Raw genomic sequence first — 26,665 nt, forward strand, 5'->3', positions numbered from 1 at the left:
ATCCGTGGCAGACAGCGACGGCACTCCGGTCGTGCCGTCGTCGAACCGTCGGGGCGCGCTGCTCGTGCTCGCCGCCTTCTTTATGTTCTCCGCAACCGATGCGATCGTCAAGATCATGGCGGGAACGATGCCTGCGCCGCAGGTGACCTTTTTCGTCACCATTGCAGCTCTCCTTCTGCTCTTGGTCCATGCACTCGCAACCGGCCGTCTTCGCCGCCTCATCCCACGCCAACCGTCGCTCGCCTTCTGGCGAGCGCTGCTGCTGGCGTTCGATACGCTGCTGATCCACTATGCCTTCGCCAAGTTGCCGCTTGCGGAAGCCTATCTTATCGCCTTCCTCACGCCGATCCTGGTGGCGATGCTGAGCTTCGTCTTCCTCAAGGAGCGGCTGTCGCGCATCGGCTGGGCCGGTGTACTGATCGGCTTTGCCGGCGTCGTCGTGGCGCTGAAACCGGGCGTCGCGCCGCTCAATCTCGGCCATCTCGCCGCCTTTGGATCTGCCGTGCTTTTTGCGCTCTCGTTAATCCTGCTGCGCCGGGCGAAGGTGACGGAAACGGATGAAGCGCTGGTTGCCAGCCTGCTCGTCGTTATGACGCCTGTCGCCTTCGCGGTTGCGGCTGTTTCGGGCGAGCCAGAACCGCTCCGCCTTACCGATCTTGGCTTATCAGTCGCGGGCGGTGCCTTGATGCTGGGCGGACATGCGTTGCTGGTGCGCGCTTTCCGTGTTGGCGAGGCTTCGGTCGTTGCGCCGTTCCAGTACAGTCAAATCATCTGGGGCTGCTTCTACGGCATCTTCCTCTTCGCAACGCCGTTAGAGCTGTACACGCTGCTGGGCGCGGCGATCATCATCCTGTCCGGATGGCTTGTCCTGAAATAAGCTTGAGGGCAGCGAGTTTCCTGCGGCTGTGCAGGGCAAGAAGATGCTTTTTGCGCCCGCCGAAAGGCAGGAGGCGATCACCGTGTCGATCCGCTTCTGCAGGGCGAGACGCCCGACTGGATGCGCAGGGATTACTGTTCGTCGAAGTTCAGCAGGGACATGTCTTCATTGCCATGGATTAAAAAGTTGTAAGACAACGGACATTGTGGATGTTGCCAGTCAAGGCGATCCTTGGAGCGGCTGGAAGTGCAACCTCTCGCACGGTTTCTGCATACGCCCTACACTTGACCATCCCGGATTTGTCAGACAAGGAAGTTGCAACGACAATCAATGACGAGGCACGCCGGTGGAGGAGCCCCTTCGCGATTCACGCACCCTCGCTGTCCAGCTCCGGGACCGGATCGCCGATCTTATCAAAGATAAAGGGCTGAGGCCGGGCGACAGGTTGCCGACCGAAGCACAGCTGACGCAGCGGTTTAAGATTTCTCGGCCGGCGCTGCGCGAGGCGCTGAAACTGCTCGAACAGGACGATGTGATCAATGTCGAGCATGGCCGTGGCCGGTTCGTCTCGGCGCTCTCAGCCGTGCAGGTCGATCGACCGATCACCGTCTTCGAGAGCGTTACGGACATGGCGCGGCACTACGGCTACCGGACGGTCAACAAGGTACTTTCGATCTCCGAGGAGGCGCCGGACGCGTGCGTCGCCGAGAGCCTAAGGCTTGGCCCGGCGGACCGTGTGATCCGTATCGAGCGCATCCGCCTGCACGAGGACGAGCCGATCCTCTACTGCATCGACTACATGCCGCGCAGCCTCATTGAAGGGCGCCTCTACGACATCGACTGGAGCGGCTCGCTGATGCAGCTCATGGAGGAATACGGCAACCGCCCGCGCATGTCGGCGGCCAGCGTTTCCGCTGTCATGCTGCCGGACGACATTGTCGAGCGTCATGGTCTGAAGGACTTCGGCCCAGCGCTTCTCATCACCGAAACTTGTTTCAACGCCGCCGGCGCGCCGGTGAACTACGCCATCGACTACCATCGCGGCAGCCATTTCTCCTTCAGCCTCGTTCGTAAATGATGTCGCTGTAGGGGCAGGAACCGTGCGTCACGCGCATGACTAGGCGAGCGTGCTATCCGAAGCTACAAGGGATCGCGAAGCGTCCTGCTCGTACGATTGGAGGTGACATGGTTCAGAAACCGGCGACTTTGAAGGATGTGGCGGCGCTGGCCAATGTGTCGCGCGCGACGGCCGCCCGGGCTCTCAACAGTTACGGATATGTCGGCGACGAAACCGCCCAAAAGATCCAGGCGGCCGCGGAAAAGCTGGGCTATCGCGGCAACCGCCTCGCGCAGGCGCTGCGTAGCGGGCAATTGCCGATCGTCGGTTGCATCCTCGGCGATATCCAGAACCCGTTCTTCGCCCGCATCGCGCACGATATCGAGGTCCTCGCCCGCGAGTTCGGGCACAATCTCATCATCGGCAGCAGCGAGGAGGAGTTGGCGCAGGAAATTTCCCTTCTGGCGAGCCTCCGGTCACTAAGCATCCGCGGCTTCATCGTCGCGCCGACCTCGGAGGGCAACAACGCCCACCTCCAGGGTCTGGTCGACGAGAACGTGCCGCTGGTGCTGATCGACCGTGTCGCAGAGGGCGTCGATTGCGACAGCGTCGTCGTCGACAACGAGGGCGGCGCCCGCAAGGCCGTCGAATACCTGATCGGCATGGGCCATACCCGCATCGGCCTGTTGCAGGACGACATGCGTATCTTTACCTCACGCGAGCGCAGGAGCGGCTATAGGTCGGCGCTCGCCGCGGCCGGGATCGCGGCCGACGACCGTATGGTCGCCGTGTCGCAATCCACCGTGGAGCACGCGGTCGATGCGACCATACGGCTCTTCAGCCAGAAGACACCGCCGACGTCGCTTTTCACCGTCGACAGCCTGATGACGCAGGGCGCGCTCCTGGCCTTTCGATCAATGGGGGTTTCCATCCCGCACGACGTCTCGCTCATCGGTTTCGACGACTTCAATCTGGCGACTTTCACCGATCCGCAGATTACCGTCGTTTCGCAGCCCGTCTCCGAGATTGGCCGCACGGCTGCTCGGGTGCTGTTCGAAAGGCTCACTGGCAAAGACGAGCCGCCGCGCAAAATTCGCTTTGAAACCAAGCTGATAGTTCGCGGCTCGGTGAGCCGCCGCGGCGGCGTCTGAGCGCCGCAAACCCCGCCTCAAAAAATTCGAGACGCCCACTTGCCAGCGCGAAAGTCTTGTGCGCTAAATATATGTGAGATCGATCTCACATCGTCTCAAAGTTTATTCGCGTTGGGACGCCACCTCGCTTCAAAGGCGATTTCGCGCAGCGCAAAACGGGAAGGTACAAATGCTCAACTTCGATAGAGATCGCTTTGTGACGATACAAAGCGGTGCAGTCGCAATCGCCGACGACATGCGCGCCCTGATGCGCGGTCTGCTCGACGACGGTCTGGAACGCATTTTCTTCATGGGGACCGGCGGCGTGCAGTTCCTAACCCAGCCGGCCATCGAGCTTGCGCGCGCTTTGACGGTATTCCCGGTTTCGGCCGCCTATTCGGCGCAGGTCGTGCTGGAGCCCCCGGCGGGCCTCAACGAGAAGGCGCTGGTCGTGCTGCCCTCGCTGTCGGGCACGACCAAGGAAAGCGTGCAGCTTCTCGCCTTCCTTAAGGAGCGCGGGGTGAAGACGCTGTCGCTCACCGGGCACAAGGACACGCCGCTCGGCCGCGACGCCGACTACAACTTCACCAATTTCGCCGAAGACGATACGTCCTCGGAATCCTTCTACCTCCAGACCCTGCTCATCGTGCTCGCGCTGCTGGCCGAGCGCGGCGAATACGCCGATTTCGACGCGACGGTCGGCGAACTGGCGCTGTTGCCGGAGCTATTGGTTTCGGTGAAGGAGGGCTACGAGGCCGAGGCCGCCGCGCTCGCCCGGGAAATCAAGGACGAAACCTACCACATCTTCACCGGCGCCGGTTCCGTCTGGCCGGAAGCGCACTACTACGGCATGTGCATTCTGGAGGAAATGCAGTGGATCCGCACGCGCCCCGTGCAGGCATCCGACTTCTTCCACGGCACGCTGGAACTGGTGGAACCGGGTGTCAGCCTCTTCATCTTCAAGGGCGAGGATGCCTTCCGCCCATTGACGGACCGCGTGGAGAACTTCGCCAAGCGCTACACCGACAAGGTGCGCGTTCTCGATGCGGCTGCCGCCGACCTTCCGGGCGTCTCGGCCAGGACGCGCAGTCTCATCTCGCCGATTGTCCTGGCGACCATGCTGGAGCGCTTGAGCGCGCATCTGGAGGTGCTGCGCGACCATCCGCTGACCACGCGCCGCTACTACAAGCGCGTCGAATATTGAGGTTTTCCGGTCCGGCGGCGACGCCGGACCGTTCCCCGACCTTGCATGTCCCAAAGAAACAACAACAGAGAGGAACTGCGAAATGAAAGCCAATCCGTTCTTGAGCACGACGAGCCTCGGGTCGATCGCTGCTGCCGCCTTCGTCATCGGCAGCGTCGCTGCTGCATCTGGCGCGGAGCCGGTCGTCGCCGATCCCAATGCGACGGTCGACTATTCCGGCACGGTCAGCGTGCTGACGAAATTCGGTCTGCAGCAGCTTTCTCCCTTCTTCGTCGATGCCGCCCGGGACTATGAAAAGCTCCACCCCGGCGTGAAGGTCGACCTCATCCAGGAGAGCGACGACAGCGTGAAGGGCAAGACGAAGGCGCTCGTGGCCTCCAATTCGCTGCCCGACGTCTATTTCACCTGGACGGGCAGCTGGGGTGAGAATTTCGTGCGCGGCAACCGCGCCGTCGATCTGACCCCGGTCATCGGTCCGGATACCGAATGGGGCAAGTCGCTCGCGACCGCTGCCGTCTCCGCCTTCCAGTACAATGGCAAGCTTTACGGCATTCCGCTTTATCTCGACGCCAAGTTCATGGGCTACAACGAGAGCCTGTTCGAAAAGGCGGGTGTCGCTGAGCCCAAGTCCTTCGAGGAGCTGCTCGGCGCCTGCGCCGCCCTGAAGAAATCCGGCGTCACGCCGATCTCCTTCGGCAACAAGGAAGGCTGGCCGGGCGTGCACTATGCCGGGCAGCTGCTAGCCTACAACGTGCCGCAGGCCACGCTCGAAAAGGATTTCATCCCTGCTACGGCCGAATTTGCCGATCCCGGTTATGTCGCCAGCCTCACACAGTTCAAGCAGCTCATCGACGAATGCTCTAATGGTTCAGGCACGAACGGCTCATCCTACGCCTCGGCCTTGCAGCAGTTCAGCAACGGCAAGTCCGCCATGTACTATCAGGAAATCATCGAGTTCGACCAGTCGACCGCGGACGGTGCGCTGAAACGGGAAGATTTCGGCTTCTTCAAGCTGCCGGTGCCGAAGGATGCCAAGGGAGACCCCAAGGCGGTCGAAGGCGCGCCGGAAGGCTACATGATCAATGCGGCTTCCAAGAACATTCCGCTTGCGATCGATTTCATGAGGTTCGTCACCTCGGCCGAAAACGGCAAGGTTCTCTCCGCGCCGCCTTATGGCCAGCCGAGCGCGACGGTCGGCGGATATTCGGTAGACGCCATGAACCCGGCCGTGGTCGACGGCCTCAAGGTGATCGCCGACGCCTCCTATCTGATGCCCTGGCTCGATACCGCCAATCCGCCGCGCGTTGCGGCCGCCTGGTTCTCCGGTCTCCAGGCGCTGATCGGCGGCTCCATGACACCCGAAGAGGTCATGGAACGGGTCAAGGAAGCAGCGACTTCGTCCAAGTAAGGATCGGCCCAGGATGACTGTCATGAAGCACGAGCAGAATGGTGAAGCCGTCAAAATCGGCTTCGCCGGGCCGGACCGGGCGCAAAGCCATCGGTTCGGCCCGCTGGCCGGGATCCTGTCGTTTCGCTGGGTGCTGGTCGCGTTCGTCCTGATCCTGTGGTTTGTCTATTATCCCATCATCGACAATTTCGTCGTGAGCACGAAGAACCAGGACATCTTCACAGGCGAGACCGCTTTTATAGGACTGGACAATTACCGCCGCCTGCAGGGCGACCCGGTCGTCTGGACGGCGATCGTCAACAACACGCTCTATGCCGTCATCTCCGTCATTTTCCAGGTTTTCGGCGCGTTCGTGCTGGCGGCCCTCATCGAGGGGCTTGCTGATGAGAGATGGCGCCGGTTCTGGCGCGCCGTCTATTTCATACCCTCGGCCATCTCGATCACCGTCACCGGCCTTCTATTCTATTTCATCTACCAGCCCGATATCGGCCTAATGGATTCGGCGCTGACGCAGCTCGGGCTTGCGGAGTGGTCGCGCGCCTGGCTCGGCGAGGAGGGCACCGCGATCTACGCTATCATCGCCATGAGCCAGTGGCAGGGTTTCGGTTATTCGACTCTGCTGTTCGCTATCGCGATCCAGAAGATCCCGCGCGAACTCTACGACGCGGCGATCATGGACGGGGCAGGGACTTGGCGGCGCCTATGGAACATCACCTTTCCGCTCACCCGCGAAATGACCGGCCTGATGGTAATCGTCACGATCACCGGTGCGTTCCAGGTCTTCAACGAGGTCATGGTGATGACCGGCGGTGGGCCGAACAACAGCAGCCAGGTGCTCGGCACATGGCTTTACCAGCAGGGTTTCATCGAAAACGACTTCGGTTATGGCGCGGCCATCGCAACGGTTATCTTCGTCATCACGCTGATCACCGGCTTCGCGCAGCTCTGGTACACCAAGAGACGGAGGGTCGATCTGTGAGCGTCACCTATCAACCGCGGGAAACCGAGCGCACCGACTTCGCCGCCGTGCTGGCGAAGACCTGCCTCGTTACCTTCCTGATCAGTCTCGGCTTCGTCGTGCTCTATCCGCTGTTCTGGATGGCGATGAACGGCTTCAAGACCAATGCCGAAATCTTCGGCAACCCCTTCGCGCTGCCGAGCGGCTTCAGCATCGCAAACTATATCTCGGCCTGGAACCAGGGCATCCGGAATTACATCGCGACAAGCGTCATCGTCACGCTCGGATCGGCCGTCTGCACGGTGCTGGTCAGCGCCTGGACAGCCTATGGCCTCACGCGTTCGAAATTGCCCGGAAAGCCGTTTTTCGTCGGCATCGTGCTCGGTGGCCTCATGCTAAGCCCGACGGTCGCGGTCATCCCACTCGTGCGCATGATGCAGGGCCTTGGCCTCTATAACACCTATTGGGCGCTGATCATCCTCTATACCGCCTTCCGCATTCCCTTCACGACCTTCCTGATCCGCGCCTACATGCTCGGGCTGCCGCGGGATCTCGACGAGGCCGCCACCATGGACGGTGCCAGCGAAGGGCAGATTTTCCGGAAGGTGACGCTGCCGCTGTGCAAGCCGATCCTGGTGTCCTGCGTCATCCTGCATGTGCTCTTCGCCTGGAACGAGTATCTCTTCGCGATGATCTTCACCAGCGGCGCGGATTTGCAGACGCTGCCCGTCGGCCTCACCTCCATCATGGCAAAGCACGGAACCAACTATGCCGTCGTCTTCGCCGCCATGACGCTCTCCGCACTTCCCATCGTCATCACCTTCTTCGCCGCCCAGCGCTTCTTCATCCGCGGGCTGGCCGAAGGCATCGGAAAATAGGGCGGGCACATGTTGAAACGAAACCAGCTCATCGGTGCGAACTTCTCCTTTCAGCACCATTCCTTCCGCTGGACAGCCGAAAAGCTCAGCGCCATGGGCCTTCAGCAGATGGAGCTCTGGGGCATCGCCCCGCATCTCGATCTCTTCCACGACAACCGCGCACGGCTTGCGGAGGTGAAGGCGATCCTCGGCGACAACGGATTGGCCGTACGTTGCTTCACGCCAGAGCAGGTTCTTTATCCGATCAACATCGCCTCCGGCGACAGCGCCTACCGCGAGGCCAGCGTCGAGCGTTTCATGCAGGCCGCCGATGTCTGCGCGGAGCTGGGAGCGCAATATCTCTTCCTGACGCCGGGCCGCGGCTTCGAGTGCGAAAGCCGACAAACCGCCTGGGCCAATTCGATCCAGTCGATCAACCGGATCGCCGCCCATGCGTGCGCGCTTGGCGTCTCCTGCCTGCTGGAGCCGCTGCAGCGCCTCGAAAGCAACATCGTCACCAATGCCGATGCGCTTGAGAGCTTCTGGCGCGCGCTCGACGGTGACGATATCGATATCGTTCTCGACCTCGTCGCCATGGCGACGGCAGAAGACAGCGTCGGCGACTATTTCGCGCGCTTCGGCAAGCGCATCGCGCATGTGCATGTCGTGGATGGAACGCCAGCGGGGCATCTTGCCTGGGGCGACGGCAACCTGCCGCTCGACGACTATATCGGGCAGCTTGGCAGGCACGGTTTCGCCGGCACGCTGACTTTCGAACCTTTCGGCAACGGCTCCTATGCGCTCGACCCCGTTTCCGCCTGGCGGCGATGCCTCGAAGCCATTGCACCCCATCTCGATGAAACGGACACAGAATGACGAAGGCCAATCCCAACCTGATCGCCGTCGGCGACAATTGCCTCGATGCCTATCTGAGCAAAGGGTTCGTCACCGTGGGCGGCAATGCCCTCAATGTCGCCGTCCAATGGCGGCAACAGGGGTTGAATGCCCGCTATTTCGGTGCGCTGGGCCCGGATGCGGAAGGCGATATCATGCTTGCCGCCATCGCGGAGGCGGGGCTTGATCGCAACGATGTCGAAATCCGTCCCGGCGCGTCTGCTGTGACGCTGCTGACGGACGATGCCGGCGAGCGACGTTTCCTTCTCGAGTCGCTCGGAGTGGGCGAGGATTATGTTCCAAATGCTGATCGCTACGAGGCGTTGCGGCAAGCCGACTGGTTGCATCTCGGCACAAATTCCAGCGAAAGGCTCATCCGCCGGCTCGTCGCCGATGGCATTCCCTTCAGCATCGACATTTCCACACGGCATTTCGACCTTTCGCTCGATGGCGTGCCGCTTGTCTTCGCCTCCGGTCCGGACGATCCGACCAAGCCGGTCGAGCCGCTGATCGCGCGGTTCAGGGCCGCGGGCGCACGAGAGGTCGTCGTCACCTGCGGCAGGCGGGGATCCTTCTATCATGATGGTTCGACGGTGTTCGCGGCGGGTTCTGTGCCGGTCACGGTCGTCGATACCTGCGGTGCAGGGGACAGCTTCATCGCGACCTTCATCATGTCGCGGTTCTTCGCAGACCTGTCCGGACAGGCCGCGCTCGACAGCGCCGCCGAAAGAGCATCCGAGACCTGCACCCATCTCGGCGGCTTCCCGCAGCCCATCCGGCCAATCCCGGAATGGCTGCTTAAGAAATATGACGATGTCATCGGCAGCACCGAGAGGGCGGGAACATGAACACCATCACGATGAGGCCGCCCGTCGCGGCACCGAAGGGCGATCGTTCCTTCTGGCTGCAGAGCATTGCGGCGGATGCCGTCACGCCGCCCCTCAAGGGCAGCGCGGATTGCGACGTCGCGATCGTCGGCGGTGGCTATGCCGGCCTGTGGACTGCGCTGAGGATCAAGGAACAAGCGCCCGAAACGCGTGTCTCCGTGCTCGAAGCGGATTTCTGCGGTTCCGGAGCTTCCGGTCGCAACGGCGGCCAGGTCCATAGCTGGTTTGCCGAAATCGACATGCTGCGCGCGCTTGTCGGCGAGGATGACGCGCTCATGCTGTGCCGGGCGACCGCCGACGCCATCGAGGAGCTTAATGGCCTGCAGGCCTCCGGTGCCATCGACATGGATCTGAGACTCGACGGCTGGCTGTGGACGGCAAGTTCGACCGCGCAGGAGGGGGCCTGGGCTGCGGCCCGCGACCTCAGCCGGACGCTCGCCGAGGACCGCCTGCATCCGCTCCAGCGCGCCGATATCCTGCGCCGCACCGGCTCGGACGTCTCCTATGTGGGCATCATCGAGGAGAGGGCGGGAACCGTGCAGCCCGCAAAGCTCGCCCTCGGCCTGCGACGGCTCGCCCTCGAAAGGGGGATCATCATCCATGAGCAGAGCCCGGTTCTCGAAATCGTGCCCGGTTCCACGCCGCAACTGCGCACAGCATGCGGCGTGCTTTCCGCCGGCAAGGTGGTGCTCGCCGCAAATGCCTGGCTTTCGGCCATCGCGGAATTGCATGCCTATCTCTACGTGGTTAGCAGCCAGGTCATCGCGACGGCGCCGGCGCGCGATGTCCTGGAGCAGATCGGCTGGACGGACGGCGCCTCGATCTGCGATGCGCAGCAGCATGTGCTCTACTACCAGCGCACGCCCGAGGGCACCGTCGTCTTCGGCCGGGGCACGGGGGGCATCGCCTATGCCGACCGCATTGACGCCCGCTTCAATCGGAGCGGCGACGGCGGCGCCGACAATATCCGCGAGATGCACCGGGTGTATCCTGAGTTGAAGCATGTGCCTGTCCTTTACGACTGGAGCGGCCCGATCGATTGCACGGCGCAGCACCTGCCGGTCTTCGGCCATCTGAAGGACCACGCGAACATCTTTTACGCGATGGGCTTTAACGGTACGGGCATCGCGCAAACGCCCGTCGCCGGCCGCATCATGGCAAGCCTTGTGCTCGGGCGTGACGACGCCTGGAGCCGGTGTGGGTTGGTTGGCATTGAAAAGCGCACGCGGCTTCCGCCCGAGCCGCTGCGCTATCTCGGCGCGCGCGTCGTGCGGCATGCCATCCGGCGCAAGAACGATCTCGAGATCATCAACAGAAAGCCGGGTCCGGTCACGCGGTTCCTGGCCGGGCTCGCGCCCTGACGGCGCGCTGTCTTGCAATTGCAAATAACGGAACGGGAACGATGGCCGATTTATCGCTGAGAAACATTCGCAAGGCTTATGGTGATCTCGAAGTCCTGCACGGCATAGACCTTGAGATGAGGTCGGGCGAGTTCATCGTCTTCGTCGGCCCGTCTGGGTGCGGGAAATCCACTCTGCTGCGCTCGATTGCCGGCCTTGAGACAATCACGTCAGGCGACCTCGTCATCAATGGCGAGCGAATGAATGCCGTCGCGCCCTCCAAGCGCGGCATCTCCATGGTGTTCCAGTCCTATGCGCTTTACCCGCATATGACCGTCTACGAGAACATGGCCTTCGGACTGCGTATCACCGGAACGCCGAAGGCGGAGATCGATATGCGGGTGCGAAAGGCGGGCGAAATACTCCAGCTCGACGAGTACCTACAACGCCACCCGAAGGCGCTTTCCGGCGGGCAACGGCAGCGCGTGGCGATCGGGCGTGCCATTGTGCGAAATCCGCGGGTCTTTCTATTTGATGAGCCCCTGTCCAATCTGGATGCCGCGCTGCGCGTCGCCACCCGCATTGAGATCGCCAAGTTGAAGCAGAGCATGCCGGAAGTAACGATGATCTACGTCACCCACGACCAGGTCGAGGCGCTGACGCTGGCGGACCGTATCGTCGTCTTCAAGGACGGCAACATCGAGCAGGTCGGCACGCCGACCGATCTCTACCGCAAGCCGGCGAACCTCTTCGTCGCGCAATTCATCGGCTCACCGGCAATGAACATCCTTAAAGGTAAGGTCGTGGGCCGTTCCGCGACATCGGCACGCTGCCAGCTTGACTGCGGTGTGGTCCTTGATATTGAGGCAGAACGTGGCAGCCTTTCAAGGGGCGAGGCGATCAGCGTCGGCATTCGCCCGGAAAACATACGGATAGGCGACAGTCATGGGACGGATCCGACATTTGCCGGAACCGTCGATCTCGTGGAGCATCTCGGCGAGGTGCAAATACTCTATCTGGACCTGAACGGCGCCCGTGAAAAGTTTTTGGTCAAGGTCGATGGGGAGAGTGCATTTTCACGCACGCAGAGCGTTAATTTCACCGCGCGCCGCCGGGATATCCACATCTTCGACACTGCGGGAAGAGCCGTTCGAAGCTAGGTGAACCGATCTTGCAGCCATCAGTTCGGGAGGCTCTTGCCGGGATCAGGCAGTCAGGCGATCCCGATCTCTGGGCCGCCTGCAACAACAATCTCGCGTCTGCGCTTGGCTGACTGGCATATGCATCACCGACAATCGACAGGAACAGACTCTTGCGTGCGGCAGCAACGGCTTGGGGTGATGTGCTTCAGGTGCGCAAAAGAGAGGACAATGAGTTATTGTGGGCGCGAGCGAGTGCAAACGTCGCCCGCGCAGTCTCCGATTTGTTTCACTACCTGCTCGTGGAGGATGGTGGCGAAATTACAGAGCGCGTGCGAGAGGTGGCGAGCAATGCAATCCATCTCTTTGAAGAGGTTATCGACGTGATGCGGCGCGTGCCGAATGACTATGCGGCCACGCTACAAGACGTCCCAACGATCCATGCCAACGTCAGATCTTACGGATCTGCCATTCAGCTTTTGCAAGAGGCGCGCGAGGTTTTCCAAGAAACGGAAATGCCGCTGGCATTGGTACGTGCCAAGAAATGCTTGGAAAAATCGCAGCCGCACAAGCACCATCAGGTTAGGCCGCGAAAGGCCGATCGCTGAACGGGCGGCCCAACCTGCAAGGATGCGTTGTCCAAACCGTCTTACCGATCGCTTCTCTTCGTTCTTGCAACTGTCGCTGCGTCTGCCGTCGGTGCGGACTTGTCTGAACTCAACCTGCGGGGCCGCGACCACGGTGCATTCAACGCGCGCTGACCATTGAATCGAAACCGATGAGAAAAGCGTCGACCATGGCATGAAGACGACGCGGTTCAACTCCATCGCGTGCTTGAACCGAAAGCCCGTGCAGCAAGGTTGCGCAGCAATCGCCTATGGCAATTTCATCGACATGTGCCGGGATCTCCCCCGATCGTTTCCCCGCGATCAGGCGGTCAATGATCGATTGCGTTCGCGCCTTCCGATGCTCGGCCAGCCAGTCTCTGATCGCCTCGTTCTGCTGCGTGCAATTCGTCGCCGCCGATACGACCATGCATCCCTTCAGTCCGTCGGTATAGAGCGCCACTGCCGCCCGGAACATGACTTCCAGAACTGAGCGGACGTCGCTGTTCTCGAGCATGGCTCGCTCGGCAAAGCCGCCCTCATTCGTCTCGTAGTGTTCGATAGCTTCCCGAAACAAGGCCTCCTTGGAGCCGAAAGCGGCATAAATCCGCGCGGAGGCGATGCCAAGGCCATCCACCAGATCGGTCATGGAAACACCTTCGAACCCGCGCGCCCAAAACAGATCCCGGGCTCTCTTCAGCGCCACGTCCCTGTCAAACTCTCTGGGTCTACCTGCCACGTCGCGCTCCTATGTTTGTCGATCGACAAATAATTCGCTTGACGCGGAGATGCAAGGCTGCCAATTCTTTGTCGATCAACAAAGAAAGGCCATCCAGTGAAAACCATAAAAGGCCCAAGCCTCCATCTCGCTCAATTCAGCGATGCCAATCCGCCCTTCAACACGCTAAAATCAATTGCGGAATGGGCGAGCGGAATGGGCTTTGCCGCCCTTCAGATACCTGCCTGGGACCAACGCCTGATCGACATCGCCAAGGCGGCAGAGAGCCAAGCTTACTGCGACGAGATCAAAGGCACGCTTGCCGAGCACGGCTTGCAGGTCAGCGAACTGACCACGCATATCCTTGGACAGCTTGTCGCTGTCCACCCGGCGTACGATGCGATGTGCGATGCGTTCGCTCCTGAGGAGCTTCGTGGAAACGCCGCTGCCAGGAGCGAATGGGCTCTGCAGCAAATCAAGTTGGCCGCGAAAGCCTCGCGGCGGCTTGGACTGACCGAGATGGGAACGTTTTCGGGCTCATTCCTCTGGCCCTACTTCTTTCCGTTTCCACAGCGTCCCGAAGGCTTGGTCGATGCCGCCTTCGACGAACTGACCAGCCGCTGGAAGCCCATTCTCGACAACTGCGAAGAAGAGGGGATCAACCTATGTTATGAACTTCACCCGAGCGAAGACCTTCATGACGGCGCCAGTTTCGAGATGTTTCTTGATCGCATCGGTGGCCATCAGCGGGCCCAAATCCTCTTTGATCCCAGCCACTTCGTCTTGCAGCAGCTCAAGTATCTCGACTTCATCGACATTTATCACGAGCGCATCGGCATGTTCCATGTCAAGGACGCTGAATTCAACCCGACCGGACGCCAGGGCATCTATGGCGGCTACCAGTCCTGGGTAAACCGTGCGGCCCGATTCCGTTCGCTGGGCGATGGCCAGGTCGACTTCCGCTCGATCTTCTCGAAATTTGCCCAGTATGATTTTTCGGGCTGGGCGACGTTGGAGTGGGAATGCTGCCTGAAGAACCAGGAAGACGGAGCGCGCGAGGGCGCTGCCTTCATTCGTGATCACGTGATCCGCGTCACGGATAAGATTTTCGACGATTTCGCCGGAACGCCGCTGAGCGTCGGCCAAATGAACAAGATCCTCGGCATCTCCAACTCTTTCGCAGGAAAACACTATGGCTAATCTATTGGTGTCGGACCACGCGTCCGAAGGTTTCGCGCATCGCTACGTGCGCGTCGACGGGCAGAAAATCCACTGCGCCACGATGGGCGAGGGCAAGCCGGTGTTGCTGATCCCCGGCTGGCCACAGACCTGGTACGCCTGGCGCTACGTAATGGTCGCCTTGGCGCAAAATGGCTTCCAAGCCATTGCCGTCGACCCCATCGGCACCGGGTTTTCCACGAGACCGGAAAACGGCTACGACACGGGCTCAGTCGCGCGTCTCCTGCACCAGCTTATGACTGCGCTTGGTCACACCCGCTACGGTGTCGCCGGACATGACGTCGGCATGTGGGTCGGATACGCGCTGGCGAGCGACTACCCGGACGCCGTGGAACGCATCGCGCTGACAGAAGCTGTCATTCCCGGTCTCGCGCCTGCGCCGCAAATCTTCGTACCCCCTTCGGACAACATCTTCCTCTGGCATTTCATGTTCAATCAGGTCCTGGATCTGCCGGAATTCCTCACATCGGGACGGGAGAAAGAATATCTCGGCTTCATGTTCGACAAGTGGTCTCACCGCAGGGACCGGGTCGCAGCGGATGTCTATGCAGCTGCCTACGGGACACCAGGGGGTATCCGGGCCGGCTTCTCCTATTACCGGGCGATCCCCGAAACCATCCGTCAGAACCAGGTACGGGCGAGCCGGCCGTTGGCGATGCCGGTCTTGGCTATAGGTGCGGAGCACGCGACGGTGGACGCGCCTATGCAAACGATGCGCCGACATGCGAGCAACCTGCGCGGCGAGATTGTCCGCGATTGTGGCCATTTCATAATGGAAGAATGCCCGGACGATTTCATCGCACAGGTTGTTCCCTTCTTTCTGGAGGGGGCAGCCTGATGCCTGTCGATGCGAACATCGCCACGTTTCTGGCGGGGCTACCGGCCACGCAACCCTGCACCCTTGATGAAATGCGCGCAGAGACCGATCGAGCCCTGATCGCCATGCAAGGCCCCTCGGAGCCTGTCAGTCAGATCGAAGATCTCGTTGTGGCCGGCGACGATCCGGACGTTTCAATTCCTGTTCGGGCCTACTGGCCCGCTGGAGCGAAATGGGGCGGCAAGCCTCCGGCTATGGTTTTTGCCCATGCCGGGGGATGGTGCCTGGTATCGCTCGACGCGTATGACAATCCGTGTCGTGCGCTCGCCAATGCGACCGGCTGCGTTGTGTTTTCTGTCGGATATCGCCTTGCTCCGGAACATCCCTATCCGGCAGCTCTGGACGATGTCTATCGCGCCCTATGCTTTGTCGCCGACCATTCGGAACGACTGGGAGTGGACAGAAATAGGATTGTCATCGCTGGTGACAGCGCCGGCGGCAACCTGGCTGCCGCGACCGCGATGCTCGCACGCGACCGCAGTGGACCGCCTATCGCGCAACAACTGCTCATGTATCCGCCAGTCGATACCGACTTGGAAACCGCTTCCTATCAGGAGTTTGCCGACGGTTACTATCTGACGCGCGATGCAATGAAGTTCTGTTGGGGCGCCTATCTCGGTGACCGAGTGACGACGCCCCCAGTCTATGCCGGCCCGCTTCGGGGCGATCTCTCCAGTTTGCCACCGGCGACGATCATGGTGAGCGAGTATGATCCCTTGCGCAACGAAGGCGAATCCTACGCGCGCAAACTTGACGCATGCGGCGTCCCAACCACGCTCATCGTTCTCGAGGGAATGGTCCATGCCTGCATCCATATGCTCGGCATCACACCGGCGGCGAAAGCGATATTCGCCAATGCGGGAAGAGAGCTGCGTCTGAAGCTCGGTGCATTCTAAGGCTAGGCGGTGTGACGGTGAACGCGCTAGTCAATACTGTCGGGAGCGTCAGCGGCAGGTGGCATTGCGTCGGAGCGAAGGCGGTCGGGCAGTCGAGCGCATTGACGGGCCAGACTCGCTTGGTCACAGCCGGTCCACGTCGATGATCGCCTGAGCGAAGTCCTCCGGCGCATCCTGCGGCAGGTTGTGGCCGACGCCGCCGGCGATGTTGCGATGCTGGTAGTTGCCGGAAAACATGCCGGCTTAAACTTCGAGCCCCCGATGCGGGGCGGCGTTCTGGTCGCCTTTGAGTGTAATTGTCGGGGTCGTGATCACCGGGCTATTGGCAAGCTTTTCCTCGAATGCGTCGAAGCGGGATTCCCCTTCGATCAGGTCCAGCCGCCAGCGATAGTTATGGACGATGATAGCGACATGGTCGGGGTTGTCGAAAGCAGGGGCCGAACGTGTGAAGATCGCGTCGTCGAATTGCCCGTTCGGCGAGGCGGTCTCCCAGATTAGATGAACAAAGCCGTGCGTATTGGCCTGGTAGCCCAGCCGGCCACGCTCAGTGGCGAAATAGAATTGATACCACCAGGCGAGCTCGGCTTTGAGCGGTATAGGCTTCTTGTTCATTCTCTTGGCTGCCGATCCGCTCACCGACACCATCGCCTTACAGCGATCCGGCCACAGGACGGCCATGATTTTCGACGTACGGGCACCGCAACCATAGCCTCCGATGATGGCTTTTTCGACGCCGAGCGCGGCGGCCAAGGCGGATTGCTGGCCGTTGCGTGGTGTGCCCTTCGATAGGGACCGGGCCGTGCCATACCTCCTGAGATAGGGCACGATCATCCGATAACCGGCCGATACAAACAGCGGCGCGACGTCGACATAGCTATGAATGTCGTAGGGCCAGCCGTGCCGCAGCAGGACCACGCGCTCGTTGCTGGCACGAGCCTCGGCGTAATCGATTTCGAGGTCGACGACCTTAATGCTTTTCATGGATTCAATGGACGTGGTCGGGCGGCCACAATGGCGGTCCGCGACGTCGTCGCGGAGGTGTCTGACCCCGCATCGGCTGCGTCGGCAAAGCCAAGTTTGACGGCTGCGGCGGTAAATGCAGCCAGGCTGAACAAGCGACGGCGTTCAAGGTTGAATTCGACGGACATCGATCCGGCTGCTTGGCTGGTCCATTCCGATAAGACCGGTGCACCACGAGTTTGCGCGGAGCGTGCGAGATAGGGAGGACCGTCCCTCACGATCCATGTCGACCGCGTAGACGACCATGCTCCCGGCAAACACCCTCCCGCACACAAAAGGCGCTTGCAAATCTCGCATTTAGACAACGGTCTTGCTCTGGAACATCGCCTTGCGGAGGGGGTTTAATAGGATCGTTGTAAAAAAGGACGTTTTGCCATGCCAACCCATCTGGATAAGGGAGGCGACAGAGTCGGGACATCGAATGGTAGGAACCCACTGCCAACAGGATTGGGATTTCTCAGGCGCGCTTTCTTACTTGCAGTTATTATCGGTTTAACACTTGCAGTGATTGCGTTCACAATATCGCGCTCCTTGGAACCAGGCAGTGACCTCGGCAGCAATCAGCAAACGGTTGTACCAACAGGTACCGATAAGGCCAAGTGAAGTTGAAGCACCCACGAACCGCCAAGCGACATCCGCTCGAGCAACGGTCGGAGCGGTGGTGACGCATGCGTAACCCCTCACGCGCGAACCGGCCCGATAGGATTGGACCGCGGGCGGGTCGAGAATGCTTGTAGGTCTACTTCAACTGCAGCGCGTTCATAGATAATGACGCTTTCTGGTGCACTGCTTACCGAACGTGCGGCCGGCAGAAGCATGCCACTGTTCAAATGCTAGTTTGATGACACGGCCGGACGCTAGACTTCTTTCTGGCACGTATGGCTCTCCGGGAAGTCCGGATTCGCTGGATCAACCGAGATTTTGCCCGAGAATTCCTTCCTTGAAGGAACGTGCACATCGATACGGTGAAAGTGAAGGCACGAAAGTTCCACGGACGGCACGCCTATCGAAGGAGACCGTCGCTCCCGAATTCGTCCCATCCGCTCAAGCCGGTCGCGGCTTCGTCGGCTCGTTCGCTTGGTTTGACTTTTTCCTTTTTCTTCAGCGACCGCGTCAACTTCGCCTGATACGCGGCCCGCCTGCGATTTTCCGCTTTCGCCGCTATATCTTCTTCTCGCCACTCATCCACGGCGCCACGGTCGAGTAGATCTTCGACGACACGAGGATCGAATATGTGAAAGGTGATCTTCCTTGCGCGTCCTTGTAGCCTCACCGTTCGCGTCCCGGCGCTGGGCAGACGACCGTCTGCGAGCCAGCGCTTCCGCTCTGATGCCGTGATCGTCAGAATATCCTCGATCTCTCGAGGAATGATCGGAAGGTTTGCGATGCCGTCCAACGCGCTGGAGACGGCCGATGCCGTAGCTCTGAAGGCTGTCTTCGAAGTCTCTGGCATGACGAGGATCAGCCCGCCTGGCTGCATATCCAGCGACTTCCGGATCGTGGATGGTAGCCGGGACCGGATTTCCTGCAGAATACCCTTAAGCCTGACACCAGATCCGAGGGTCGCCACCACGGGAAGCGGCCACTCCCTGATCAGTTCGGGATCGTCACTTTCCTTGCTCTTTGTCTTCGTCTTGGGCATTCCGCAGGAGATGGTGTTGAAGGGGCCGCGCGTCAACGGAGCTTGGGATGATTTGCCACGTTCCCTCCTCATATCTGTGTCGATGCCGAGTTGGTTTCCGGTCATGGGACCGCAAAACCCCGTTTAGAACTGAGGAGATGCCCATGTTCCGGCGGACCGCCGGGACAGACGACACTGGCCGGGTGAACTCTTTACCAAGCTACACATCGACACCCGAGAAACGTTCATCAGGGACAGCAGGCAGACCGGGATTTCTCAGCGGTCCGGTCGCAGCGCTGTTAAATGATTGACAAAACCCGGTTGGGATTAAGTTCACGATGCCAGGGGCCTTAGAGGATGTGCCAGACAGGGCACCCGACGTTCCTATGTCCGTCGTCGGTCGAAACAGCGTGCAGGTCGACCGCGCAATGATCTTCGCCCACCGCTTCGGCTCCGATCAGAATATGTGGCGGTGGTCACTCCAGCGGCGCCTGCGAGCGCCATTCCAGTCATAGCCCATCACGTTCTCCCTGCGGTGAACTGCGCGCGTGGATCCTTCGACGGCATTGTTGTCCTAGGACAGCATCTCGAGACCGTGTTTCCGGACGATCTAAAGCAGCTTCAATGCGGGGCCGCTCGGCCCCTTCGCGCCGGTTTCCCACTTTTGCACTGTCGATTCCCTGGTGTTCAGGTATCGCGCGCCGCTCAGGTCATAGTTGCGCTGCCGCTAGCCGTGATCCTTCTTCCCCGCGAGAGGTCGCTTCCGGCACACTCGATGAGCGCGCCGGAACGAGGTCCGCTCTTCACTCGGATGCGGCCGCAGCAACAACCGCCTCATTGTGTTTCGCCAGAGCTTGCTGGGCTGCCGCAGCGACGTCCGAACTCCTATCTCCCGCGACTTGAACTGTCGGGAACGCCGGTTTGATGTCGTTGTCGTGAAACGCCTTGTTGATCATCATCAGCGCGCGGCGCTTGAGCATGAACTGTTCTCCGGGCACGGTGGTGAACTTCATTCGCAGGATCAATCCTGAATCCCCGAGGCTATCAATACCCTGCATCTTCAGGGGTTGAATGGTAATCGCCGCAAACTCAGGATCGACCAGCAATTCCTGCCCAATCTTTTTGATGATCTTGCGTGCTTTGTCCACGTCGGTGTCGTAGCCGACGGTAACCGTGAGCTTCTCGACGACCCAGTCCCGGCTCATATTCTGGACCGCGCCAAGCTCGCTGAAGGGAACGATATAGATCGCGCCCCGGTGGTGACGCAGCTTCACCGATCTGAGGCTGAACGACTCGACGGTGCCCTTGTAGCTGCCGCTTTGGATGTACTCCCCGACCCGGAACGCGTCGTCGAGCAGATAGAACATGCCGCTGATTACGTCCTTGACCACCGTCTGTGCACCGAAGCCGATCGCTACACCGACGACACCGGCGCCTGCGATCAATGGAGCAATCTCAACGCCGAGCGACGACAGGGCCATCATAATGGCGACCGCCACGAACAGGATCATTAGGACGTTCTTGAGGATTGGTAGAAGCGTCCTGATCCGGGCACGCTTGCGTTCGCGTTCACTCCCGGTTTCGTGGGCCGTTTCCGTCTCGCCAAGCTTCCGATCGATCAGCACCTTAACGATGTTCCAGACAAGGTCGATTGCAAGCAGGATGATCCCGGCACTCAACGCTCCGCGCATCAGCCTCAATGCAGCCGAATCCTGAGCGGCAATCCCTGTCAACTCGATATCAAGCACCTCCGCCAAAACGACAATTGCACCGACGAGAAGCGCTGCGCGAATCCCACGCTCGACCATCACCGAGATTACCCCCGGTCTGGTTGGACTTTCGGCATCGGCCAGACTGCTCGTCAGAAGATTGTCGACGGAAGCGCGCGTGAGGGCGATCGCGCCGGGAAGTGCGGCGGCAACGACTGCGATCCAGAATGGCTTCATGGCACCTGCCACCCAGAGAAGCCAAAGCGCAACAAAATAGCCAGTCCAGACCCAGTTTCGGGCGCGGACACCTATCCTGCTGAAGCGGCTTGCGTGCTCAGTCGGGCGATGGACCATTGGACGGTTCCACACGGCTTCGATGCCAAGAAGGAGAAGGACGATCCCCAGCGTATAGGCCACCACCTGTCGCGACGGGTCGGCAAAGCCAAGCGTGGTGAGAAGATGAACGGTGACGGAGCCGAAAGCATACCAACCCACCAAGTAGCCCAGCCGCTTCGTCCAATGCGCAGCCGCCTGATCGGAGACCGGTATGACCCGAAACCGTTCGGCATTTGCGAAGCCATCGGATCCAGACGGTGCAAGGAGGAAATCGAAAGCGACGAGTGCGAGCCGGAAGATCACCACCGCGAACAGGTAACCGACAACGATTTCGCGGACGAGCGGCGACCAGTCGAAGGCAAGGAAGAAACCAAGGCTCCCCAGCGCAAATGCGAGCACGTAACTCGTGCCCCATAGCAGTCTCGCCGAAATCGCCACCAGCTTGTCGCGTACGGTCAGAAATCGCAGCGAAGCGATCCAAGCACGCCAGCCTCGGCTGAGCCACCAGAAGCACCATTGTGCGGCCAACCCTGCTGCGATGAAAGCGAGCACAAAGACGATGGGGCGTGCACTGCGGCTGGTATCGAGCTCGCTCTGCAGGACGGACGCCGCGCGGGCGGTTTCGGCCGGGAACGCGCGCAAGCCTCCGAGAAGCTGGGCTGCTCGCGCACGAAAGATCGAAGCAAAGCCGGCATAAGAAACAGTTGCAACGGCGGCCGGCGCCGCTGCACCAGTGGCGGGTTTCGCGCTCAGTAGCCAAGATCGCACGTGTGGGTCATCCACAAGTTCGAGGAAACGCTGAACTTTCTCTGCCTGGACCGGATCTGGAGCCTTTTCCTGTGCGGAGCCCGGCGAAGATAAGACGGCCAGTGCGGCCACAAACGCGAGCCCGGCAAGCGCCAAGCGGATGAATGTACACATTCGATTCATAGACAACGTTTGCATCTTGGGTTCTCGCTTCCCGGGTGTTCCGGTTAATTTCTGCAGTCTGTGGCAGAAGGCTGACACGCTGGCTTAGTCTGTGATCTTCCAGCCATCTTGGACGGTCCCCATCCGGCGGCGTTTCCTGCGGCTGCGACCGTGTGGCTGCGAGGATCTTATCTCCAAGACCGACGCGGCTATCCGTTAGTGTATGCCCGTCGGAGATGCGCGCCGCCATCAGCCGGACGATATCAGGCGATGGGGCGAACTGCCGTGATTGAGACAATCACATTCCAATGAACAACAAGTGTCGCACCAAGAACCGCGAGCCGGATTTAGACGAGCTGTGGGCCAAGGTTCCTTCACCCATGTCCGATCCTCTCATGGCAATGGTGGTGACGTTCCGTGGCAGGAGAATCGAGCTGCCGTTGATGCGCATTGCGGGCCCCAGACCGAGCTTGACGCGATTCCAAGCCTGCCGACGGGCTAGTGGCCACAACCTCAAACAAATCCTCGGAGGGCAGGAATTTCCCGGATTATAGCACGGTGTGGATGGGAAACGACGACTTGGCACCGCGCGGCCAGTCTGGGGATGTTTGAAGCCGCCTGGAGGGTCACACATTGAACGACTTCGACGATAGGAAGCGGGGTTCATCTGTACCCTCTTCGGCGGTTGCCAACGTGCGACCTTGACCGCTTTGCGTTATTCGACTGGCTCAAGCGCCCGCTCCTGCCAATCCGTTAGTTCGTTAGCAGCTTACTTACGCTGCCAGAACAGCAAGGAGCCCCCTGTTAAGCAGCCTTTGTCTCATGTCTGCACCCTTTCACGGACCACGTTTCACTATGCCTCAATGCCCCCCAAGCACCAGCGTCTGCACCGGCAGCACCAGTGCCTGCAAGCGCAGGATCATCGCGTGCACGAGGCCGAGGGTATCGACCACGTGCAGGTAGATCCAGCGGCCAGTGCTGATGTCGGATGACTCCAGTTCCTCATGGCTGTTGGTATAGGCATTGGCGATGCAGGTGCTGCCCGGAGGCACGTCATCGAGCCCGCCGGGATAGAGTGGCTCCATGAAAACAGTGAGCGTGCCAGGCTGCGAAATATTCGCAACATCGATCAGCTGATCGCTGGCGCGAACCTGGCCAGAGGCAATCACCTCCTGCACCTCGGTGACGACGAGCGGGATGATGGTGAAAGGCTTGCCGACGCAGGTCGCCTCGCCGATCATGCCGACCTTGATCACTTGCGTCTCGATCTGGCCGAAGCCGGCAACCAGCCACGGCTTGCCACCGTTACCTTCAGGCACCAGAACGCCCGCCGGCCGCAACATTGGATTGACCACTTCGCCCACCCGGAGGGTGAACTGCTGCAGCGTGCCAGACACGCCGGCGCGCACGGTGGTCTTGGCGATGTCGACTTCCGCCTGCTTCAAGGCCGCTTCGGCGCTGGCCTTCTGCGAGGGCAGTAGCGACTGGAGCTTGGTCTCCAGCGTCTGCCTGTTGGATTGGGCGGCGGTAAGCGCACCCTTGCTACCTTCCAGTGCGACTTGTCGACGCTCGATCTCGCGCCGTGCGACGACATTTGGGTTCAGCTTGTTCAGTTCGACCTGGGTGTCGTACTCGTCTTGGGCCTGCTGCACCGCCGCCTGTGCCTGCACAATCGCGCCATCGGCAGCGACCAGCTCGGTGCGCGAGACGGTCATCTCGGCATCGACTTCGGCGATCTGGCGGCGCGCTACCTCGGCGGCGGCTTCCTCTTCCGAACTGTCAAGCTTGAAAAGCGGCTGGCCGGCCTCCACCTTTTGAAAGGCGGTAACATAGATCTCGGAGACCCGTCCGCTAGTCTCGGGCAGCACCGCGACAGTGCGGAACGCCGCGTTCACATGGGACGTCGACGGATGGAAGTAGAAGATCAGTGTGATCAGCGAAATCGTCAAGACGATGCAGGCGGTGATCCCCCAGCGCAGTTCGAACCAGACCGAATAGAGCGTAATCTCCCGCCCGAACCTTTTGCCCTGGACATAGCGGCGGAAGAGGTAATCGGGAAAGATCGTCAAAAGCGAACAGAGAAGAAACTCGAACATGGCTCAGATCCTCACTTCCGCCCTCGGCTGACTGGATGCGGCGGCAGAACCACTCGCTAAGGCTTCGGGCTCAGGTGCCGATGGCTTCTCCGCCTTGCCGGCAATCCTCTCCAGCGAGCGGGCGATCGAACCAAGCGGCGAGGAGAAGTCAGGCAGGTCGATCAGCGCCAGGATGAGGGCGGCGATCCAGAAGATGTTGTTGTGGGTGAGCAGCGAGATCAGCCCCAGCACGGCCACTAGCTCGTACTGGACCTTGTGGGTCTTGTGGGCGAGCGTCTCTGGCAGTGAGTGCAGCCGGAGATAGAAAGTGCCGATCGCGAAGATCGCCAGGATCATGAAAGCGACGACGACGTTGAACAGGACGTCGGTCTGTCCTGGCGCCGTGATGAATGCGGGCAGATGATGGATCGCAGTCGAATGCACTAATTCTGCCAACTGCGTTTTCCTCGAACCTGGTCAGATTAGGCCCTATTTCAGAGGCTTAGCATACAATTGATATTTGTACAGCGGAAGTTTCTTTAGGCCTCCCATCGGGCTGAAATTGCGATGTGTTGCAGCTGGGGAGCTTGTAGCGGACTTCGACGACATCAGCTTCGACTTGCATTTTGACGGGCAGTCGGCCCCGAATACATAAACGTGAAATCCGACAGCGCGCGGTCATGTTTAACGGCAATGTGCTTGCCTGTCGCACACCCTTTTAGTCAATCATCGGGCGCCGGCCCGGAGTTCGGCATTGAGCTCGGCCTGGGGCTTGCGCCGGTAGAGTTCGGCAATGACAATCGACAAGTCAACGGGGAGCAAAGTACTATTTGTCGCGATTGCTGAGAAGCCCCGCCAGCAACTCGATATGTTGTTGTTGCTTGTCAATCAGCGATTTCAGCTCGACGTCGCGCATTTGATCCAGCTTGTCCATGCAGCGCCATGATCTCAATTTCCGCCTTCAGGTTAACCTCATAATCGTGTGTCGCATCAGGCCCTCTTTTTGGATGCCTGTTGTTTGACACGGCTCCGTAGAGGTTTGCCTTCGATATGCTGGATATCGAAGGCGTTTGTCCTGCACAAGATCGCTGAGCTTGCGAAAGCCGTAGGTAGGCGGATCGAAGTTTTCGCTTTCCACGGCGGCTCGAATGTGTTCCCCACCTGCGATATTCCGGGGGCATAGCGAACAAAAGGTTGGGCCACTCGCTGTGATCGCATGACCCGCCCAATTCCATTGCCTACATCGGCTCCTAGCAATTCGGCTCCTCTAAGGAGAGGTATCAACGTCATACAATTCACCTCGTTACGCCGGGGCGTTTGCTGCTTACCCGTCGGAGGTGGCCTTTCGCCGGGAATCCGGAACATAGAGACCCAGCAAGCGTTTAGATTCATCCACTGGGAGGTAATGATGACGAAGCGCTCCCTTCCCATGTCGCCTGAGGTGCGCGCGGCAATTGCCGCGTTTCTGAGCGCGTGCCAGAAAGAAGCCCGGCCCTTTGCCACGTCTGAGGCCCTAGGGGCAGTCCGGCGTATATTCCCTGATCTGGATATTTCCGACACGGATCTCATGGATGCAATCACCAGCGAAGCATTCGTGGCTGGTTTTGACGTGGATACTCCGAATACTGCTTCCGGGGAATGGGATAGTGAAGGCGGCGCACCGCGGACCGAAAATCAACGGCATTAGGTAGCAAAGACCGTGGTTTTTGCTACCTAATGCCGAAAATCAAGGCATGGGCGGTAATGACAGGGATGATAGAAGGTGGCAGGCAAGAGCAACCAAGGAAGGTAATGAGTTGCTCTAGGACGGTCCTGGGGACCGGCCCAGTGGGGCCCACGCAAAAGCGCGATCCGATAGGGTCCGCTTCACGTGGATGGCGGCCTCGGCTGCGCCGAGTAGTGGCACTTGCTTCAGATTAAATCCAGATAGTGGAGCAACGCGATAACGCCGACGACGACAACAACGATGTGTGCCATCTGCTTCATTGCCGCGTCGATTGGAAGTTTTTGAACGAACCACAGCATCAGGGTAATGACAAGGCCCGTGACTAGGATGCTGATTGCGATGAACAACTTCAAGGAGCGGCTTTTTCGACTGTATGTCAGAGTCAGATATCGCCTGTGGAAACTTGCTAGTTGTTGCGGCAAGTCAACGCGAGGGACGAAACGCGAACAGGCCGCTGTCGGGATCTTTATGTCCAGGGATCCCTGTAGATCCAATATCTGCGGCGATCTGATTGGATGTAATTCCGTTGCTACCATATGCATGGCGGCATGCGCCAATGCGACGTGGTACCCGCGCTTATCGTCCGCTTTCATGTTATCATGAAAACCAGATTGCAAGCATCCACACAAGCGTCGAGTTCGTCTAGCGACACTGAGAATTACAGGGAGCAACGCCAGTGAGATTGCGCGAGATGCTACCCAGCGAATGCAGCATGCTCATCGCCGAGCAGCGCGTCGCCCGGCTTGGGTGTTGTCGCGACAATCAGCCTTATGTTGTGCCAATTTATTATGTCCGCGCAGAGGGCCAAGTTTTCGGGTTTTCGATGCCGGGACGGAAGATTGAATTCATGCGCAGCAATCCGCTCGTTTGCGTTGAGATTGAGCATTGCACTGATCAGCACTGCTGGAAGTGCGTCATCATTGAGGGCAGGTACCACGAATTCCACAAAGAGACGGACAAGAAACACGCTTGGAACATACTGAAGGTTTACAATGATTGGTGGGATCCAGGTGCCCTCAACTTGGGCTCGGATGCCAAGCCACCGGGGTACCTTCCTGTTTTTTTCGCAATCAGTATGGACAGTGTGACGGGCCGTGAAGCGACTCTAGTTTAGGTTGACGCAGGCTATCAGTCAGCGACTGCTGGCCCAGCTTTCGCCTGAGCTGAGTTGAGTTGACAGCGC

Annotated in this window: 22 protein-coding genes and 5 pseudogenes; 17 read left to right on the plus strand and 10 right to left on the minus strand. The window is 59.9% G+C overall.

Annotated elements, in window-relative coordinates; genetic code table 11:
• The first annotated feature begins 4 nt into the window (after positions 1-4).
• From FA04_RS29320 to FA04_RS29375, 12 genes are all read left to right on the plus strand, one after another.
• Positions 5-877 carry a DMT family transporter gene (locus FA04_RS29320; protein ID WP_234798872.1) on the plus strand — a complete coding sequence of 291 codons (873 nt, stop codon included), beginning with the start codon at positions 5-7 and terminating at the stop codon, positions 875-877.
• A gap of 346 nt (positions 878-1,223) precedes the next feature.
• Complete coding sequence (locus FA04_RS29325; protein ID WP_034798602.1) at positions 1,224-1,955, plus strand: GntR family transcriptional regulator; 732 nt, start codon at positions 1,224-1,226, stop codon at positions 1,953-1,955.
• Between the two features lie 107 nt (positions 1,956-2,062).
• The gene (locus tag FA04_RS29330) at positions 2,063-3,085 is read left to right on the plus strand and encodes a LacI family DNA-binding transcriptional regulator (RefSeq protein ID WP_034798603.1); all 1,023 of its coding nucleotides are present in this window, start codon (positions 2,063-2,065) and stop codon (positions 3,083-3,085) included.
• A 169-nt stretch (positions 3,086-3,254) separates the two neighbouring features.
• On the plus strand, positions 3,255-4,268 hold the full coding sequence (locus FA04_RS29335; RefSeq protein WP_034798605.1) for an SIS domain-containing protein: 1,014 nt from the start codon (positions 3,255-3,257) through the stop codon (positions 4,266-4,268).
• An 82-nt stretch (positions 4,269-4,350) separates the two neighbouring features.
• Positions 4,351-5,676 carry an ABC transporter substrate-binding protein gene (locus FA04_RS29340; RefSeq protein ID WP_034798606.1) on the plus strand — a complete coding sequence of 442 codons (1,326 nt, stop codon included), beginning with the start codon at positions 4,351-4,353 and terminating at the stop codon, positions 5,674-5,676.
• Positions 5,677-5,689: 13 nt separating this feature from the next.
• On the plus strand, positions 5,690-6,655 hold the full coding sequence (locus tag FA04_RS29345; RefSeq protein WP_034798607.1) for a carbohydrate ABC transporter permease: 966 nt from the start codon (positions 5,690-5,692) through the stop codon (positions 6,653-6,655).
• Positions 6,652-7,512 carry a carbohydrate ABC transporter permease gene (locus FA04_RS29350; RefSeq protein WP_034798608.1) on the plus strand — a complete coding sequence of 287 codons (861 nt, stop codon included), beginning with the start codon at positions 6,652-6,654 and terminating at the stop codon, positions 7,510-7,512. The genes FA04_RS29345 and FA04_RS29350 overlap by 4 nt, the downstream gene beginning before the upstream one ends.
• Positions 7,513-7,521: 9 nt before the next feature.
• Positions 7,522-8,367 carry a sugar phosphate isomerase/epimerase family protein gene (locus FA04_RS29355; RefSeq protein ID WP_034798609.1) on the plus strand — a complete coding sequence of 282 codons (846 nt, stop codon included), beginning with the start codon at positions 7,522-7,524 and terminating at the stop codon, positions 8,365-8,367.
• On the plus strand, positions 8,364-9,233 hold the full coding sequence (locus FA04_RS29360) for a PfkB family carbohydrate kinase (protein WP_034798610.1): 870 nt from the start codon (positions 8,364-8,366) through the stop codon (positions 9,231-9,233). Before FA04_RS29355 ends, FA04_RS29360 begins: the two co-directional genes overlap by 4 nt.
• Positions 9,230-10,633, plus strand: coding sequence for an NAD(P)/FAD-dependent oxidoreductase (locus tag FA04_RS29365; protein WP_034798611.1), 1,404 nt, complete (start codon positions 9,230-9,232; stop codon positions 10,631-10,633). Before FA04_RS29360 ends, FA04_RS29365 begins: the two co-directional genes overlap by 4 nt.
• A 41-nt stretch (positions 10,634-10,674) precedes the next feature.
• Complete coding sequence (locus tag FA04_RS29370; RefSeq protein ID WP_034798613.1) at positions 10,675-11,772, plus strand: ABC transporter ATP-binding protein; 1,098 nt, start codon at positions 10,675-10,677, stop codon at positions 11,770-11,772.
• Positions 11,773-11,924: 152 nt separating this feature from the next.
• Positions 11,925-12,359 carry a hypothetical protein gene (locus FA04_RS29375; RefSeq protein ID WP_034798614.1) on the plus strand — a complete coding sequence of 145 codons (435 nt, stop codon included), beginning with the start codon at positions 11,925-11,927 and terminating at the stop codon, positions 12,357-12,359.
• A gap of 139 nt (positions 12,360-12,498) precedes the next feature.
• Here the strand turns inward: FA04_RS29375 and FA04_RS29380 are convergent, their stop codons facing one another.
• A complete protein-coding gene (locus FA04_RS29380; RefSeq protein ID WP_034798615.1) occupies positions 12,499-13,095 on the minus strand; it encodes a TetR/AcrR family transcriptional regulator in 597 nt (198 codons plus the stop codon).
• Between the two features lie 96 nt (positions 13,096-13,191).
• Here FA04_RS29380 and FA04_RS29385 point away from each other — a divergent pair, with 96 nt between their 5' ends.
• From FA04_RS29385 to FA04_RS29395, 3 genes are read left to right on the plus strand one after another with little or no spacing between them, the layout of a single operon-like run.
• Positions 13,192-14,274 carry a sugar phosphate isomerase/epimerase family protein gene (locus tag FA04_RS29385; RefSeq protein WP_034798617.1) on the plus strand — a complete coding sequence of 361 codons (1,083 nt, stop codon included), beginning with the start codon at positions 13,192-13,194 and terminating at the stop codon, positions 14,272-14,274.
• On the plus strand, positions 14,267-15,151 hold the full coding sequence (locus FA04_RS29390) for an alpha/beta fold hydrolase (protein ID WP_034798618.1): 885 nt from the start codon (positions 14,267-14,269) through the stop codon (positions 15,149-15,151). Before FA04_RS29385 ends, FA04_RS29390 begins: the two co-directional genes overlap by 8 nt.
• Positions 15,151-16,086, plus strand: coding sequence for an alpha/beta hydrolase (locus FA04_RS29395; protein WP_034798619.1), 936 nt, complete (start codon positions 15,151-15,153; stop codon positions 16,084-16,086). The genes FA04_RS29390 and FA04_RS29395 overlap by 1 nt, the downstream gene beginning before the upstream one ends.
• Before the next feature lie 123 nt (positions 16,087-16,209).
• Here the strand turns inward: FA04_RS29395 and FA04_RS29400 are convergent.
• The 8 genes and pseudogenes from FA04_RS29400 to FA04_RS36720 all read right to left on the minus strand — a co-directional run.
• Positions 16,210-17,234: pseudogene (locus FA04_RS29400) on the minus strand (alpha/beta fold hydrolase).
• Between the two features lie 875 nt (positions 17,235-18,109).
• Positions 18,110-18,748: a hypothetical protein gene (locus FA04_RS29405; protein ID WP_034786759.1), complete on the minus strand. Its 639-nt coding sequence runs from the start codon at positions 18,746-18,748 to the stop codon at positions 18,110-18,112.
• 589 nt (positions 18,749-19,337) lie between these two features.
• Positions 19,338-19,427 (minus strand): annotated as a pseudogene (locus tag FA04_RS34665) (helix-turn-helix domain-containing protein); the annotation flags it as partial.
• Between the two features lie 103 nt (positions 19,428-19,530).
• On the minus strand, positions 19,531-21,702 hold the full coding sequence (locus FA04_RS29410; RefSeq protein ID WP_082936604.1) for a mechanosensitive ion channel family protein: 2,172 nt from the start codon (positions 21,700-21,702) through the stop codon (positions 19,531-19,533).
• Positions 21,703-21,847: 145 nt separating this feature from the next.
• Positions 21,848-21,981 (minus strand): annotated as a pseudogene (locus tag FA04_RS36110) (esterase); the annotation flags it as partial.
• Between the two features lie 560 nt (positions 21,982-22,541).
• Positions 22,542-23,777: an HlyD family secretion protein gene (locus FA04_RS29420; protein ID WP_034791526.1), complete on the minus strand. Its 1,236-nt coding sequence runs from the start codon at positions 23,775-23,777 to the stop codon at positions 22,542-22,544.
• Positions 23,778-23,780: 3 nt separating this feature from the next.
• Complete coding sequence (locus FA04_RS29425; protein ID WP_034791552.1) at positions 23,781-24,212, minus strand: hypothetical protein; 432 nt, start codon at positions 24,210-24,212, stop codon at positions 23,781-23,783.
• A gap of 370 nt (positions 24,213-24,582) precedes the next feature.
• Positions 24,583-24,781: pseudogene (locus FA04_RS36720) on the minus strand (DUF1003 domain-containing protein); the annotation flags it as partial.
• Positions 24,782-25,164: 383 nt separating this feature from the next.
• Between FA04_RS36720 and FA04_RS29430 the strand changes: the two are divergent.
• A pseudogene (locus FA04_RS29430) lies at positions 25,165-25,561 on the plus strand (hypothetical protein).
• 106 nt (positions 25,562-25,667) lie between these two features.
• On the opposite strand, the gene FA04_RS36615 reads toward FA04_RS29430, so the two are convergent.
• Positions 25,668-25,835 (minus strand): Thivi_2564 family membrane protein, encoded by a 168-nt coding sequence (locus FA04_RS36615; protein WP_371273867.1) that lies wholly within the window; start codon positions 25,833-25,835, stop codon positions 25,668-25,670.
• Positions 25,836-26,194: 359 nt separating this feature from the next.
• On the opposite strand from FA04_RS36615, the gene FA04_RS29440 reads away from it, so the two are divergent.
• On the plus strand, positions 26,195-26,596 hold the full coding sequence (locus tag FA04_RS29440; protein WP_060644053.1) for a pyridoxamine 5'-phosphate oxidase family protein: 402 nt from the start codon (positions 26,195-26,197) through the stop codon (positions 26,594-26,596).
• Positions 26,597-26,665 lie beyond the last annotated feature (69 nt).

It is taken from the genome of Ensifer adhaerens (assembly GCF_000697965.2).
Lineage (GTDB): Bacteria > Pseudomonadota > Alphaproteobacteria > Rhizobiales > Rhizobiaceae > Ensifer > Ensifer adhaerens.

What these genes read in the sequence shown, in the direction of transcription:
- FA04_RS29440 (WP_060644053.1), top strand. Translation starts at nt 26,195, where the DNA reads ATGCTCATCGCCGAGCAGCGCGTCGCCCGGCTTGGGTGTTGTCGCGAC.
- FA04_RS29390 (WP_034798618.1), top strand. Translation starts at nt 14,267, where the DNA reads ATGGCTAATCTATTGGTGTCGGACCACGCGTCCGAAGGTTTCGCGCAT.
- FA04_RS29330 (WP_034798603.1), top strand. Translation starts at nt 2,063, where the DNA reads ATGGTTCAGAAACCGGCGACTTTGAAGGATGTGGCGGCGCTGGCCAAT.
- FA04_RS29395 (WP_034798619.1), top strand. Translation starts at nt 15,151, where the DNA reads ATGCCTGTCGATGCGAACATCGCCACGTTTCTGGCGGGGCTACCGGCC.
- FA04_RS29335 (WP_034798605.1), top strand. Translation starts at nt 3,255, where the DNA reads ATGCTCAACTTCGATAGAGATCGCTTTGTGACGATACAAAGCGGTGCA.
- FA04_RS29370 (WP_034798613.1), top strand. Translation starts at nt 10,675, where the DNA reads ATGGCCGATTTATCGCTGAGAAACATTCGCAAGGCTTATGGTGATCTC.
- FA04_RS29410 (WP_082936604.1), bottom strand. Translation starts at nt 21,702, where the DNA reads ATGAATCGAATGTGTACATTCATCCGCTTGGCGCTTGCCGGGCTCGCG.
- FA04_RS29405 (WP_034786759.1), bottom strand. Translation starts at nt 18,748, where the DNA reads ATGCCCAAGACGAAGACAAAGAGCAAGGAAAGTGACGATCCCGAACTG.
- FA04_RS29420 (WP_034791526.1), bottom strand. Translation starts at nt 23,777, where the DNA reads ATGTTCGAGTTTCTTCTCTGTTCGCTTTTGACGATCTTTCCCGATTAC.
- FA04_RS29355 (WP_034798609.1), top strand. Translation starts at nt 7,522, where the DNA reads ATGTTGAAACGAAACCAGCTCATCGGTGCGAACTTCTCCTTTCAGCAC.
- FA04_RS29345 (WP_034798607.1), top strand. Translation starts at nt 5,690, where the DNA reads ATGACTGTCATGAAGCACGAGCAGAATGGTGAAGCCGTCAAAATCGGC.
- FA04_RS29360 (WP_034798610.1), top strand. Translation starts at nt 8,364, where the DNA reads ATGACGAAGGCCAATCCCAACCTGATCGCCGTCGGCGACAATTGCCTC.
- FA04_RS29340 (WP_034798606.1), top strand. Translation starts at nt 4,351, where the DNA reads ATGAAAGCCAATCCGTTCTTGAGCACGACGAGCCTCGGGTCGATCGCT.
- FA04_RS29365 (WP_034798611.1), top strand. Translation starts at nt 9,230, where the DNA reads ATGAACACCATCACGATGAGGCCGCCCGTCGCGGCACCGAAGGGCGAT.